This window comes from Maribacter algae (assembly GCF_047345745.1).
Taxonomy (GTDB): domain Bacteria; phylum Bacteroidota; class Bacteroidia; order Flavobacteriales; family Flavobacteriaceae; genus Maribacter.
The window spans coordinates 571,887-585,288 of sequence record NZ_JBLFES010000002.1 but is presented as its reverse complement, the minus strand read 5'-3'; the positions used below and the strand labels follow the sequence as shown (position 1 = coordinate 585,288).

14 protein-coding genes are annotated in these 13,402 nt (G+C 37.4%); 9 read left to right on the top strand and 5 right to left on the bottom strand.

Annotated elements, in window-relative coordinates; translation table 11 throughout:
• Positions 1-33: 33 nt before the first annotated feature.
• Positions 34-549: a DUF2892 domain-containing protein gene (locus tag ACKWBX_RS09645; RefSeq protein WP_413968466.1), complete on the top strand. Its 516-nt coding sequence runs from the start codon at positions 34-36 to the stop codon at positions 547-549.
• Positions 550-657: 108 nt separating this feature from the next.
• Here ACKWBX_RS09645 and ACKWBX_RS09640 read toward each other — a convergent pair whose 3' ends face one another.
• Positions 658-1,614 (bottom strand): lytic transglycosylase domain-containing protein, encoded by a 957-nt coding sequence (locus ACKWBX_RS09640; protein ID WP_413968465.1) that lies wholly within the window; start codon positions 1,612-1,614, stop codon positions 658-660.
• A 44-nt stretch (positions 1,615-1,658) separates the two neighbouring features.
• Entirely contained in the window at positions 1,659-2,291 is a 633-nt protein-coding gene (locus tag ACKWBX_RS09635) for an alpha/beta hydrolase family protein (protein WP_413968873.1), read from the bottom strand.
• A gap of 207 nt (positions 2,292-2,498) precedes the next feature.
• Here ACKWBX_RS09635 and ACKWBX_RS09630 point away from each other — a divergent pair, with 207 nt between their 5' ends.
• Positions 2,499-2,792: a GNAT family N-acetyltransferase gene (locus tag ACKWBX_RS09630; protein WP_413968464.1), complete on the top strand. Its 294-nt coding sequence runs from the start codon at positions 2,499-2,501 to the stop codon at positions 2,790-2,792.
• A gap of 123 nt (positions 2,793-2,915) precedes the next feature.
• Positions 2,916-3,323: a hypothetical protein gene (locus ACKWBX_RS09625; protein WP_413968463.1), complete on the top strand. Its 408-nt coding sequence runs from the start codon at positions 2,916-2,918 to the stop codon at positions 3,321-3,323.
• 41 nt (positions 3,324-3,364) lie between these two features.
• On the opposite strand, the gene mtaB is transcribed toward ACKWBX_RS09625, so the two are convergent.
• A complete protein-coding gene (gene mtaB, locus ACKWBX_RS09620; protein WP_413968462.1) occupies positions 3,365-4,693 on the bottom strand; it encodes a tRNA (N(6)-L-threonylcarbamoyladenosine(37)-C(2))-methylthiotransferase MtaB in 1,329 nt (442 codons plus the stop codon).
• Positions 4,694-5,082: 389 nt separating this feature from the next.
• Between mtaB and ACKWBX_RS09615 the strand changes: the two genes are divergently transcribed.
• On the top strand, positions 5,083-5,742 hold the full coding sequence (locus ACKWBX_RS09615; RefSeq protein WP_413968461.1) for a hypothetical protein: 660 nt from the start codon (positions 5,083-5,085) through the stop codon (positions 5,740-5,742).
• A 2-nt stretch (positions 5,743-5,744) separates the two neighbouring features.
• Here the strand turns inward: ACKWBX_RS09615 and ACKWBX_RS09610 are convergent, their stop codons facing one another.
• Both ACKWBX_RS09610 and ACKWBX_RS09605 read right to left on the bottom strand, forming a co-directional pair.
• Positions 5,745-6,920, bottom strand: a complete 1,176-nt coding sequence (locus tag ACKWBX_RS09610; protein ID WP_413968460.1) for a GlmU family protein — start codon at positions 6,918-6,920, stop codon at positions 5,745-5,747.
• 142 nt (positions 6,921-7,062) lie between these two features.
• Positions 7,063-7,338, bottom strand: a complete 276-nt coding sequence (locus ACKWBX_RS09605) for a type B 50S ribosomal protein L31 (RefSeq protein ID WP_413968459.1) — start codon at positions 7,336-7,338, stop codon at positions 7,063-7,065.
• A gap of 167 nt (positions 7,339-7,505) precedes the next feature.
• On the opposite strand from ACKWBX_RS09605, the gene ACKWBX_RS09600 reads away from it, so the two are divergent.
• From ACKWBX_RS09600 to ACKWBX_RS09580, 5 genes are all read left to right on the top strand, one after another.
• Complete coding sequence (locus ACKWBX_RS09600) at positions 7,506-8,030, top strand: DUF4199 domain-containing protein (RefSeq protein WP_413968458.1); 525 nt, start codon at positions 7,506-7,508, stop codon at positions 8,028-8,030.
• 35 nt (positions 8,031-8,065) lie between these two features.
• Positions 8,066-9,040, top strand: a complete 975-nt coding sequence (locus ACKWBX_RS09595; RefSeq protein WP_413968457.1) for a glycosyltransferase family 2 protein — start codon at positions 8,066-8,068, stop codon at positions 9,038-9,040.
• 29 nt (positions 9,041-9,069) lie between these two features.
• A complete protein-coding gene (locus ACKWBX_RS09590) occupies positions 9,070-10,779 on the top strand; it encodes a phospho-sugar mutase (protein WP_413968456.1) in 1,710 nt (569 codons plus the stop codon).
• Positions 10,779-12,605 carry an ABC transporter ATP-binding protein gene (locus tag ACKWBX_RS09585; RefSeq protein WP_413968455.1) on the top strand — a complete coding sequence of 609 codons (1,827 nt, stop codon included), beginning with the start codon at positions 10,779-10,781 and terminating at the stop codon, positions 12,603-12,605. The genes ACKWBX_RS09590 and ACKWBX_RS09585 overlap by 1 nt, the downstream gene beginning before the upstream one ends.
• Before the next feature lie 253 nt (positions 12,606-12,858).
• Entirely contained in the window at positions 12,859-13,401 is a 543-nt protein-coding gene (locus ACKWBX_RS09580) for an RNA polymerase sigma factor (RefSeq protein WP_413968454.1), read from the top strand.
• The last annotated feature ends 1 nt before the right edge of the window (position 13,402 follow it).

Here is a 13,402-nt window from a genome sequence, read left to right as displayed (position 1 = left end):
ACAATACCAAAACACTCATACTAAAAACAACCCATGTTCAATAAAAATCTAAAATTAATTATTGCCGGTCTAATTATTGCCTACGCTGTCTATCAGTTCATAGAAGGCTATATCGGCAACGGTATTGCGTTAATCCTGTTATCACTTATATTTATATTCCTTTATTTTAGAAATGAAATTATACTACTTGCATTTCTAAGAATGCGCAAGCAAGATTTGGAAGGAACCCAAAACTGGTTGAAAAAAATAAAAAATCCAGAAGCGGCGTTGACTACCAAACAACAAGGGTATTACAATTATTTACATGGAATCATCTTCTCCCAGACCAACCTTACGACTGCGGAAAAATATTTCAAGAAGGCCCTTAAACTTGGCCTAACCATGGATTATGATATTGCCATGGCCAAATTAAGCCTTGCAGGTATTGCAATGCAAAAAAGACGTAAACGAGAGGCCACTACCCTTTTGAGCGAAGCCAAAAAATTGGATAAAAACAATATGCTGACCGATCAAATTAAAATGATGCAACAGCAAATGAAAAAGATTTAGAGCCGAAAAAATTATTCAATAAAAATCCCAAGTTCTTACAACAATCAAGAACTTGGGATTTTTATTACATGATCAGTCTTGTATTCAAATCATATTACATTGTCTAAATTATTTAGCTTCCCTATAATATCCTTTATTCGGAATCTCAATTGCGTACTTTTTTCCTGAAGCATTGTTCAAGTGTGGTTCCCGTAACCATGGATTATGGCGTTTTAATATCTTATAATTGATTTCATATTCCTGTGCAAAATCGGCAAAGCTTAACACAGGTTTATCAATTTCTACGGTAAACGAAGGAACCGCTTCGTATAGATCATCCTTTTTTATGTGAAAGCCATATTTTTCTGGATTGGAAAGGATTTCCTTGATGGCCATTATTCTAAAAACATATCTGCCCGTTTCCTGTCCCAATAATAAATCCCAGTAATTATCCACTTGCTGAATGCCCATGTATTTATTTATAGCTCCAGGGCCTGCATTGTATGCAGCAGCGGTTAGCGTCCAGCTACCATATTTATTTTTCCATTTGTTCAAATAGGCACAAGCTACTTCTGTAGATTTTTCCAAATGATATCGTTCATCAACGTTATTGTTTACTTCCAAACCATATTCTTTGCCCGTTCCTTTCATAATCTGCCAAAATCCTGTGGCCCCGGCGTGGGAAACAACATTGGTAAGTCCGCTTTCGGCCACTGCCAAATACTTGAAATCATCCGGAATACCGTTTTTTGCCAAAATAGGTTCAATGACCGGAAAATATTTATGGGCCCTTTTCATCAACAAAAGCGCGTTGGATTGCCAATAAGTATTGACCAGAAACTCGCGATCTACCCGTTCCATGATTTCTGGGTCGTCCTGCGGAACAGTCTCTCCGGCAAAATTCAAATCCTCTGGAATATCAATAGAGGAGATGTGATATTCATTGGCTACATTTTTCTGAATACTATCGGTAGCTATTTGTTCTTTTAACGCTGTATTGTTTTTATTCACCTGTACGGCAAAAATCAACGTACTTATTACAAAAAATACGCCTAAAAGCATCAATATATTCTTAAGTAGCTTCATAACTATCATTTTTAATATCAATCAAAGGTATCAATAGAACTTTCTTATTCCAAAATAATTGTGGGAAGGTGCTCATTAAACCATTTTGCCCTATGAATTATCATAGTATGCGTTCCATTTTTAACAATTGTACAATCTTTTATATTTTCCAAAGGAAAAACGGTATCCTTTTCACCTTGGATGTGTATCACATTTTCAGCACACTCCTTCTGTTTCCAATTTACCATTTGGTCTATACACCAATCAATATAATGCTTATCACGAATATCCAGATACTTTTCATAGAGTGCCAGCCGTTTCGTTACCGTTTCCCCAAATGCATATTTAGCCAAAAGCTCTACATTATTTATTAATCCCGTTGGCAAAAGTTTATGCACTTTGGTATAACGGGCAAACAGCATTTTTTTTGGAAGTTCAGATGCCTTTTTTATGCTAGAGATGATAATGACTTTTCGTACGGCAATATGTTTTGCCATTTCCTGCACCAACAACCCTCCAAAAGAAACACCTACCAGTACGGGATTGTCATGGATTATTTCCTTGCACATTTCTTTGGCATATGCAGCTAAACCTATTCCCTTTTGGGGTGTCTTCCACTGTAAATAGTAACATTCAAAGGTGTTTTTAGGTAATTTTATGTACTCGAATATGCTGACGCCAGCGGCCATTCCAGGCATAAAATATATAGGTGTTTTTGTGTTTGTCTTCAAAATGCAATTGCCAAAAGGTTAGGAAATTACCTATTTTTTTATTAATTTTACATTCTGTGTTCGGAAAATACGGAGTAAAAGATTTTATTTCAACACATGCGAGCAACTTAACTTTAAATTACGATTGGGAACGTCGTAATTTTTTTGTCTTAAACCAACGCTAAAATCGACTATATGAATGAAGTTATTATTAAGGACAATGCTTTCTTGCGCCAATTTGAAACTACGGTTGAAGGCCATTTAGCAAAAATCGAATACTCATCACAAGAAAGAAAAGTCTTTTTGACCAAACTCATAATTCCAGAGGAAATTACGAAAGAAGGTTTTAAAGAAAATTTCATCAAGGCTGTTCTTCACCACATTCAAGAGCAAAATTTACGTGTTGTTCCAACAAGTCCGCAAATAGCCGGTTTTCTAAGGAAGAACAGACAGTACAAGGAGATGTTGCCTGTTGGAATTCGTATTTAAAAGAATTATAACATACTAAACAAATGTTAACTTAGACCTCTCTATAATGAGAGGTTTTTTTGTTTAAAATTTTAAATAAATTGGTGTTTAGTATCTAGCTAGGATGACCTACAGTACTCAAAAATGACTATCAAAAAAAAATTAAAAACCAGATTCCTCTTTATTGCGTACATATTAACTTTTTTATATGGGTGTAATACGTATGTCCAGAAACATTTTTTAACTGAAGCTTTTGGCATTGATATATCTCCTCTACTTAAAGATAAACCAGTAATTCAGAAAGATGGATTTTTACAAGTTAATGAAATAGTTCCTGAAAGCACTTTATATAAAGCTTTATTCTCTAGCGATATACTTACAACTAAAACTTATGCATATGTATCTCACCAGGGTAAACAAATTGGAGACGAAAGTTGGGGCAGGTCTGTAGTGAAGATATGGAATAAATTTGATGGCGTACAGCAAATGGCAATTTATTATCCGGATAAACGTATTCTTATATTAGGTTATTTTGATAGTTATGGAGACTGATGCTAAAATCTAATTTATCAAGATAAAGGGAGTATTTGTTATTAAACTTCAACAGCAGTGGGTATAAAATCAAATCGTACTAAACCATCTTCATCTATTTCTGTAAGCTTTATCTTTTTTAATTCATTCACCAATTCTGGATTCCAAGGAGTTTTCACTTTCACATAGTTTTCCGTAAAACCATGAATGTATCCTTCTTTATTTTCCCCTTCAAAAAGCACACTGCGCAATAATCCCAGCTGACTCTCATAGAAAGCTCTTCTTTTCTTTACGGATAGCGCCCTTAACATCTTGCTACGTTTGTTTCTGACATTTTTAGGAACTATACCCTCCATTAGAGCAGCCTCGGTATTATCTCGCTCGGAATATGTAAAAACATGTAGGTATGAAATGTCCAAATCGTTCAAAAAATGATAGGTTTCCAAAAAATGCTCATCTGTCTCACCGGGAAATCCGACGATGACATCTACCCCAATACAGCAATGTGGTATCTCTTTTTTTATTTTTGAAATACGCTCCGTATACAGTGCCGTTAAATAACGACGCTTCATTAATTTCAATAGGTCATCGCTCCCACTTTGTAAGGGAATATGAAAATGAGGTACGAATGTTTTGCTTCGGGCCACAAATTCGATTGTTTCATTTTTAAGCAGATTGGGCTCTATGGATGAAATGCGTAAACGATGAATTCCCTCAACATCATTTAAGGCCTTCACCAAGTCCAAAAAAGTATGTTCATGTTTTTTATTGCCGAATTCGCCCTTGCCGTAATCTCCTATATTCACTCCGGTCAATACGATTTCCTTTATCCCCTTAGCCGATATTTCGGCGGCATTCTTAAGTACATTGGAAAGTGTGTCGCTTCTGGAAATTCCACGGGCCAAGGGAATAGTACAATAGGTGCATTTATAATCACAGCCATCTTGAACCTTTAGAAATGCCCTGGTACGATCACCAATGGCATAACTTCCTACATAAAAATCAGCATCCTCTACCTCACAAGAATGTACCTCTCCTTTATCATTTTTGGAAAGGTCTTCTAGATACTCCAGTATGTTGAATTTTTCGGTTGCGCCGAGTACTAAATCTACGCCGTCAACCGCGGCAAGTTCCTCTGGTTTTAACTGGGCATAGCAGCCTATGGCAGCCACAAAGGCTTTAGGATTGGATTTTTGAGCCTGTCTTACAATGGTCCTGAACTTTTTATCCGCATTTTCGGTAACGGAACAGGTATTGATTACATACATGTCTGCTTTTTCCGAAAAATCGACACGGTCAAAACCTTCGTTTACCATACTTCTAGCAATCGTGGATGTTTCAGAGAAATTAAGCTTACAGCCCAATGTATAAAAAGCGACTTTTTTACTCATCTAAGCCTCATTGTTTTAAGGACGGCAAAGATAAGGATTTGAAAATTTAATAGATTTCTGAAAGTGTTTACACTAATGGCCAAACCAAATATTGAGCAGTAATGCCAATACCTTACCATATGTTCCAAAATAAGTATAATGCATTGAAAATAAAACGATTATGATTAATAATTTAATACTATACCTTTCAGGTCGATTGCTTAATAACTACCCCTAATCGCTTGTTCAATTTTCAAAATATTAAATTTTACAAATTTTAGTAGCTTCACATTTGACCTTCAATTTTGGGAATACAAATAAGAAAATACCAACTAATACCGTTATTTATAATCAAGATAATAAAACTGACTATCTTCGAGACAAAGGAAGTAATAACTTAAACTACCGAATTGAAACAAGGAATCACCAAATGTGCCTGGTGTCTTACCGAAGCTACAAACAACGAAGCAAATTGCCCCACATGTGGTGGACCTATAGAAATATTAGAACCATGGATATTGAAATGTGGTTGGTGTGGTACATCAAATCGTAGAGACCTTGTTAAAAGTTGTGAAAATTGTGGTGGTGAACTACCTTCCATTCCCGGTTTGGGAAGGCCTCCAGACCCACCCAAAGCTCCAAGATTTATCACTGAAAAACTCCGACAAGATATCATATTGTATAAAAATATGGAGGCAGGTATCGGACGGATTCTAATCATTTTTGGGTTTCTTTCTCTTTGCGTAGGTGTTGGTATCATATTTATCCTCACTGGCCTCTTTTTTAGGAACACGGGCAGGAAGAAAGCAAAAACAAAATTGGACGTTCTAAGAAACGGAGTACCTACCAAAGGAGTCATACAGGAAATTAAAAAAGACTTGAGCAGATATGAAAACCGTATTCATCCTTATCTTATTACCTATACTTTTTATACTCCAAAAGGGGGCCATAAAAGTGAAATCGTAGTTTGGGATTCAGCGAATTGGAAACGCCAAAAGAATGAACATCTATGGGTTTTGTTCGATATAGATGATATTACAAAAAATACAATCTGGCCACCGATGGTATAAATTCAATATTTCCTCCACCTTTTGGTCAACTCAAAAACATGATTTAAAATATCCGCTTCTGTCTGATCGAACTTCACATTTCTTCTCGCCATCATGACTTCTGCAGCCTCAAAAGCTTTTTCGGGCATATAGGTAGAAAACCCTGAAGCTCCTCCCCAACTAAAACTTGGTATAAAATTCCGTGGAAACCCTGGTACATAAATATTTGAATTTACGCCAATTACCGTTCCCGTATTGAACATTGTATTTATAGCCGTTTTACTATGATCGCCCATCATTAATCCACAAAATTGCAATCCGGTTTGTTCAAACTTTTCCGTGGCATAGTTCCAAAGACGAACCTTTGCATAATTATTCTTTAAGTTAGAGTTATTGGAATCCGCCCCAATATTACACCATTCTCCAAGTACCGCATTTCCAAGATACCCTTCATGGCCTTTGCTGGAATAACCAAAGATGACGGAGTTGCTTACTTCCCCACAAACCTTACTGAACGGTCCAATAGTAGTAGCCCCATAAAGCTTGCCTCCCATTTTTATGGTAGCATTATTGCACAAGGCCAACCCGCCACGTATAAGGCTGCCTTCCCATATTTCAGCATTTTTACCAATATAAATGGGTCCGTCCGTAGCATTCAAAATACTGTACTCCACTTTTGCACCTTCCTCAAAAAAAATGCGCTCAGGATGAATGGTCTTGTTCGTATCGGAAATTGGTTGACTCTTTCTTCCTCTGGTTATAAAATCGAAGTCGGCCTGTAATGCTTCCGCGTTTTTTGAAAAAATATCCCAAGTGTATTCAATTTGAAAAATATCCCGTTCATATGTTATGGTATCAAAGCCGCTCATATCTGAATTCTGTACTACGGATTCAGTAGTATAAGCAATAACCGTGTTGTTTTGTATCAATGCTTGATGGTGCTTTAAATTGGCTATAGCTTCTAATAAGCTTTCATCTGGCAGAACGGAAGCATTGATCAAGATATTTTCCTCAGCGATTACCAAAGGATACTTTACATTTAGATAGTCCTCTGTCAAATAGGAAATACTGTTCTTTAGATAGGCTTCCCATTTTTCTTTAATCGTCATAATTCCAATCCTAATTTCACCAACGGGTCTTGTAAAGGTGAAAGGGAGTAGATTGTTGCGGACCGGGCCATCAAAAAGTATATAATTCATCGTTTTCGGAATTTGAGCAAAATTAACAAACCATTTTATGCGGTAGTTTATTATTTAGGTGACTTTCCCAAAAATTGGACAGCTTTAAAAACAAAAAGCCCCCGATGTATATCGAGGGCCTATTCTGATAAAAAGAAAACTCTTACTCCTCCTCTTTCTTGGCAGCAGGCTTAGAAAATTTCTTGTATTTGTTCTTGAACTTATCAATACGACCAGCAGTATCCAAAAACTTCGCTTTTCCGGTATAAAAAGGGTGTGAAGTTCTAGAGATTTCCAATTTAACCAACGGATATTCCACACCGTCAACCTCTAAAGTCTCTTTGGTATCCGCGGTTGATTTAGTGATGAAAACCTCTTCGTTGGACATGTCCTTGAAGGCCACTAATCTATAATTTTCTGGGTGTATTCCTTTTTGCATCGTTATAAAATTTAACGCACCCATTCCAACGGGCACTTATTTTAAGCCTGCAAATTTAATCAAAATTCATAAATGGACAATCACATTTAAAAATAAATGCTCGTAAATGTAACATTTATTGGAATTGGCGCACTTATAGAGTGATCAACCTTAAAATTTATAAGAAAATGGAAGAAAATCAACCTAAAACAGGAAAATTTGCATTGAACTATGGTCTTTTATTAGGCGGAATAAGTATCGTTTTTGCATTCATGTTGTACACTGCCGACATGCACTATCAAGGTGGTATTGCGGTTATGCTTATCAGCATAGTACTGATGTTAGCAGCGATAATTTTAGCATTAATTCAGTTCAAAAAAACAAATAGAGGTTTTATGTCCTTCGGGCAAGCTTTAAAAATCGGTGTTGGAGTTTGTCTGATTGGCGGAATTATTGGAATTACGTTCAATCAACTTATGGCTAATGTAATAGACCCAGATATGATGACCAAAGCAATGGAATATCAAAAGAACCAGCTTATGGAAACAACCACAATGACCACAGAACAAATTGATGCTCAAATGGAAATGGGACAGAAATTCTCAACGCCAAGTATGCAAGTTATTTTTGGATTAATATTCAGTCTACTTTTAGGGTTTATTTTAACTTTAGTACCTGCGTTAATATTAAAAAAGCCTGAAAATATCGACTAAGTTTGTACTTTTGAAAGGAATTCCAGAAGCAAAACATGCAGCTATCTATTGTAATTCCTTTACTTAACGAAGAAGAATCGCTTCAAGAGCTTCATGATTGGATTGTATCCGTAATGCAATCCAATCATTTTTTGTATGAAATCCTCTTCGTAGATGATGGGAGTACGGATAACTCTTGGGCGTTGATTTCCAAACTTTCCGAACAGAACCAAAATGTAAAAGGAATTCGGTTTTTACGGAATTTTGGTAAATCACAGGCACTACATGCCGGTTTCAAAGCGGCTCAAGGAGATGTTGTCATTACCATGGATGCCGACCTTCAGGACAATCCGGAAGAAATCCCGGAACTATATCAAATGGTTGTGGAACAGGGCTTTGACCTTGTTTCCGGTTGGAAAAAGAAAAGATACGATTCTATAATTTTTAAGAACCTTCCTTCCAAACTGTTCAACTGGGCGGCAAGGAAAACATCGGGTGTAAAACTGCATGACTTTAATTGCGGGTTAAAGGCGTATAATGCATCGGTCGTGAAGACTATTGAGGTTTCTGGCGAGATGCACCGATATATTCCTGTTTTGGCCAAAAATGCCGGTTTTGCCGTTATTGGAGAAAAAGTTGTTAAACATCAATCTAGAAAATACGGGAAGACCAAATTTGGTATGGACCGCTTTATCAACGGTTTTTTGGATCTGATTACCATATGGTTCGTCTCCCGGTTCGGCAAGAGACCTATGCACTTATTCGGTGCTCTAGGTGTGCTTATGTTTATCATAGGTTTTGGTTTTGCACTCTATTTGGGCATTGACAAATTGTTCATAAACCGTTTTGGTAGGTTGATTACGGATAGGCCTCAATTTTACATTGCCCTGACTTCCATGGTCATTGGTACGCAACTTTTTCTAGCGGGCTTTATAGGAGAAATACTAATTCGCTCTAAAAGAAAGGAAAACCGCTATTTTATTTCGGAAGAAACCAAAAACCAAAACAAGGAATCAGAATATTCTTTATAAATTTAAATTGATACAAAAATACACGCAGTATGAACGATGTTCTTGAAAGTGCCAAAAGTTGGCTCACGGATTTTTTCGACCCAGCTATAAAAAAGGAAGTCCAGCACTTAATAGATAATGATACCGAAGAATTAAAAGACCGATTTTATAAAAATATGGAATTCGGGACTGGAGGTATGCGCGGTGTCATGGGTGCAGGGACCAATAGAATCAATAAATACACATTGGGAAAAAGTACCCAAGGCCTCAGTAATTATTTAAACAAGGTGTATGACAACGAAGAAATAAAAGTTGTCATAGCCTATGATTGTAGGCATAACAGTGATACCCTTGCCAGAACCGTGGCGGAAGTTTTTTCCGCAAACGGCATAAAAGTGTATTTATATTCCAGTTTGAGAACTACCCCTCAGTTATCTTTTTCGGTCAGGCATTTAAACTGCCATGCAGGTATTGTATTGACCGCTTCCCACAATCCACCGGAATATAATGGCTATAAAGTGTATTGGACGGATGGCGGGCAGATCGTACCACCTCAGGATGGTGAAATTATCGCAGAAATTAATTCGCTCTCGTTTGACGCCATTAAATTCAATGCAAATGAAAGTTTAATTGAGCTTATAGATGCGGATGCCGATGAAGCTTTTATAAACGAGTCGGTCAAAAATGGGAATTTTAATGCGGATGGCAAAGATGAATTCAAGATTGTATTCACTTCCTTACATGGAACTTCTATCACCGCCATACCCGAAGTATTGAAAAGGGCGGGATACAAAAACGTAACGGTAATCGCCGAGCAGGCCGAGCCTGATGGGAATTTTCCTACGGTACAATCCCCAAATCCAGAAGAGTCGGAAGCATTGTCCATCGCCGTTAAAAAGGCCGAGGAAATCGGTGCCGATATGGTCGTAGGAACCGACCCTGACAGTGATCGTTTGGGAATTGCTGTCCGTAATCTTGACGGGCAGATGGAGATTGTGAACGGGAACCAAGCTATGGTATTGATGACCAAATTTTTATTGGAAAAGCAAAAAGAAAAAGGGTTTCAAGGGAATGAATTTATAGCAACTACCATTGTGTCCACTCCAATGATGGAGGCCATGGCCAAAGCATATGGAGTAGAATTTAAGACGGCTTTGACCGGTTTTAAATGGATCGGCAAAATGATAAAGGATTTTCCGGAGTCAAAATTTGTTGGTGGCGGTGAGGAAAGTTTCGGTTATATGGTGGGTGATTTTGTCCGTGATAAAGATGCGGTTACCTCTACCCTATTGGCCTGTGAAATTGCGTCGCAAGCAAAAGCGAACGGAAGCTCTTTTTATAAAGATTTAATCGATTGTTATGTGAATTATGGTTTTTACAAGGAGCATTTGGTGTCGATAACGAAAAAGGGAATCAGCGGTGCGGAAGAAATCAAACAAATGCTGAAGGACTTTAAAGAAAATCCGGTGTCCTCCGTTGCGGGTTCCAAAGTAAAGTGGATCGAGGATTATAACACTTCTATAGCAAAAAATGTTTTGACAGGTGAAGAAAACAGGATTGACCTTCCCAAAGCCAATGTATTGATTTACGAAACCGAAGATGGCACTCGTATCGCCGCAAGACCCAGCGGAACCGAGCCTAAAGTGAAATTCTATATCAGCACCAATACAATTTTGGACACTGCCGAAGACTATAAAAAAGTAGCCGCTGAACTGGATGCCAAGATACAAAGCATCTTAAGCGAGCTCAATTTAGGTTAATGGAATATTTTAAAAAGATTCTTCGCTTTGCGAAACCTTATAGGGTTTATGCCCTGTTGAATATTCTTTCCAATATTTTCTATGCCCTCTTTGCAACATTGGCCATGATTTCCTTGTTCCCAATGTTGGCCGTTTTGTTCAAACAAACCGAGCCCGTTTTTGAGAAACCGATTTGGAACGGAATATCCATGGGAAAGGAATACTTAATGGAATATCTTAATTACTTTGTCACTCAAAAAAGTGAAAGTGGTAGTCCTGGGGACACCCTTTTTTTTATGGTTGCAATAGTAATTACAGCCTTTTTTCTCAAAAACCTTTTTGGTTATTTAGCAATGTATTTTATCACCTTTTTAAGAAATGGTGTATTGAAAGATTTAAGAAATGAATTGTATGTAAAAACAGTAGAATTGCCTATTTCTTATTATTCGGAAAAGAGAAAAGGAGATACCATAGCGAGAATTACTTCGGATGTGTTAGAAATTCAGCATTCCTTTCTGTCCATTTTGGAATTAGTTGTACGGGAGCCCTTAACAATTTTGTTTACTATTATAGCCATGCTTTCGATTAGTGCAAAATTGACCTTATTTGTGTTTTTATTTCTGCCTATTTCCGGTTTTTTAATATCACTCATCGGTAAATCACTTAAACGAAAGTCTGACAAAGTTCAGAAAGAACAGGGATATTTTTTATCCATTTTAGAAGAGACCCTGGGAGGACTTCGAGTTATAAAAGCCTTCAATGCAGAATCCAGATTTTCAAATACTTTTAAAAAATCCACAAAAAGATTTTACAACTTTTCCAATAGTTTGCTCAACAGACAAAACCTCGCTTCGCCCACTAGCGAATTTTTTGGGATAGCGGCCATTGGTGTGATATTGTGGTATGGAGGTCAAATGGTTTTAGTAGAAAAAACATTGAAGCCGGAGCTTTTCATTACTTATATGGGATTGGCATACCAAATCCTCACACCAGCAAAAGCCATTAGCAAGGCCTCCTACGGTGTAAAAAAAGGAAACGCCGCAGCGGAACGTGTTCTGGAAATTTTGGAGACCGAAAATCCAATAGCCGAAATTCCTAATCCAATCGAGAAAAATACTTTTGAGTCCGGTATAGCACTTGAGGATATCTCCTTTAAGTATGGGGAAGAATACGTGTTGAAAAACTTCAACCTCAATGTTCCAAAAGGCGGAACCGTGGCGCTGGTAGGGCAATCCGGTAGTGGAAAAAGTACCATTGCCAACTTGGTCACGCGTTTTTACGATGTCAATGAAGGGACTATAAAGATAGACGACGTCGACATAAAGAATTTAAAGAAAGAATCGCTGCGCGGTCTTATGGGCCTTGTCACGCAAGATTCCATTCTCTTTAACGACTCTGTAAAAAACAATATAGGCCTCGGCAAAAAAGATGCAACTCTTGAAGAAATTATAGAGGCCGCAAAAATTGCTAACGCCCATGATTTTATCACAGCGCTTCCTGAGGGTTACGATACCAATATTGGCGATAGTGGCAATAAATTGAGCGGGGGGCAAAAACAACGTCTTTCTATTGCAAGGGCCGTACTTAAGAATCCGCCGATTATGATTTTGGATGAGGCCACCTCCGCTTTGGATACGGAAAGCGAACGTTTGGTACAAGATGCACTGGAAAAAATGATGCGCAACAGAACATCTATCGTCATTGCACACCGACTTTCTACCATACAGAATGCGGATACTATTGTGGTCTTACAAAAAGGCGAAATTATTGAACAAGGTTCCCATACCGAATTGATAAGCAAAAAAGGGGCCTACCAAAAGTTGGTCGAAATGCAGTCTATGGGTTGATTCCTTTGGCTCTGCTCCAGAACTGGGTTGATGGTTGATGGTTGATGGTTGATGGTTGATGGTTGATGGTTGATGGTTGATGGTTGATGGTAAAAAAATCCATTCCACACCAAAAAACAAAAAAATTATTACTAATTACTAAATACTGTTTACTTGGTACTTTTTATTTAGTACTGAATACTTATTCCTAATTCCCACCAAATTAAACCTTTTCCTAACTTTAGAGTCTAAGAAGCAAACCAAATACATAGGATTGATAGCGGAGGAAACCTTGGTTCGAGAGTTGAAGGACAAAGAGACACAATCTCGTGCTTTTGAGATATTGGTCCATACCTATAAAGAACGATTATATTGGCATATTCGTAGAATTGTGTTGAACCATGATGATGCCGATGATGTTTTGCAGAATACCTTTATCAAGGTCTATAAAAACATAGCGGGGTTTAAAGGCGATAGTAAATTGTATTCATGGATGTGCCGGATTGCGACGAACGAATCACTTAGCTTTTTAAATAAAAAATCAAAGAAGCTGGGACTTTCGGATGGGGAATATCAAAGTAAAATGATTACCGATTTACAGGCCGATGTTTATTTTGAAGGCGATGAAATTCAATTAAAATTGCAGAAAGCGATTGCCTCATTGCCCGAAAAACAAAAATTGGTATTTAATATGAAGTATTTTGATGAATTAAAGTATGAGGAAATCTCTGAAATCCTGGATACTTCCGTCGGTGGATTAAAGGCCTCCTATCATTTGGCCGTGAAAAAAGTGGAAGGGTATCTAAAGAGCTTATAAA

Excerpts from the sequence above, each read along its gene's own strand:
- ACKWBX_RS09645 (WP_413968466.1), top strand. The coding sequence starts at position 34 with ATGTTCAATAAAAATCTAAAATTAATTATTGCCGGTCTAATTATTGCC.
- ACKWBX_RS09640 (WP_413968465.1), bottom strand. The coding sequence starts at position 1,614 with ATGAAGCTACTTAAGAATATATTGATGCTTTTAGGCGTATTTTTTGTA.
- ACKWBX_RS09635 (WP_413968873.1), bottom strand. The coding sequence starts at position 2,291 with ATGCCTGGAATGGCCGCTGGCGTCAGCATATTCGAGTACATAAAATTA.
- ACKWBX_RS09630 (WP_413968464.1), top strand. The coding sequence starts at position 2,499 with ATGAATGAAGTTATTATTAAGGACAATGCTTTCTTGCGCCAATTTGAA.
- ACKWBX_RS09625 (WP_413968463.1), top strand. The coding sequence starts at position 2,916 with ATGACTATCAAAAAAAAATTAAAAACCAGATTCCTCTTTATTGCGTAC.
- mtaB (WP_413968462.1), bottom strand. The coding sequence starts at position 4,693 with ATGAGTAAAAAAGTCGCTTTTTATACATTGGGCTGTAAGCTTAATTTC.
- ACKWBX_RS09610 (WP_413968460.1), bottom strand. The coding sequence starts at position 6,920 with ATGAATTATATACTTTTTGATGGCCCGGTCCGCAACAATCTACTCCCT.
- ACKWBX_RS09605 (WP_413968459.1), bottom strand. The coding sequence starts at position 7,338 with ATGCAAAAAGGAATACACCCAGAAAATTATAGATTAGTGGCCTTCAAG.
- ACKWBX_RS09600 (WP_413968458.1), top strand. The coding sequence starts at position 7,506 with ATGGAAGAAAATCAACCTAAAACAGGAAAATTTGCATTGAACTATGGT.
- ACKWBX_RS09595 (WP_413968457.1), top strand. The coding sequence starts at position 8,066 with ATGCAGCTATCTATTGTAATTCCTTTACTTAACGAAGAAGAATCGCTT.
- ACKWBX_RS09590 (WP_413968456.1), top strand. The coding sequence starts at position 9,070 with ATGAACGATGTTCTTGAAAGTGCCAAAAGTTGGCTCACGGATTTTTTC.
- ACKWBX_RS09585 (WP_413968455.1), top strand. The coding sequence starts at position 10,779 with ATGGAATATTTTAAAAAGATTCTTCGCTTTGCGAAACCTTATAGGGTT.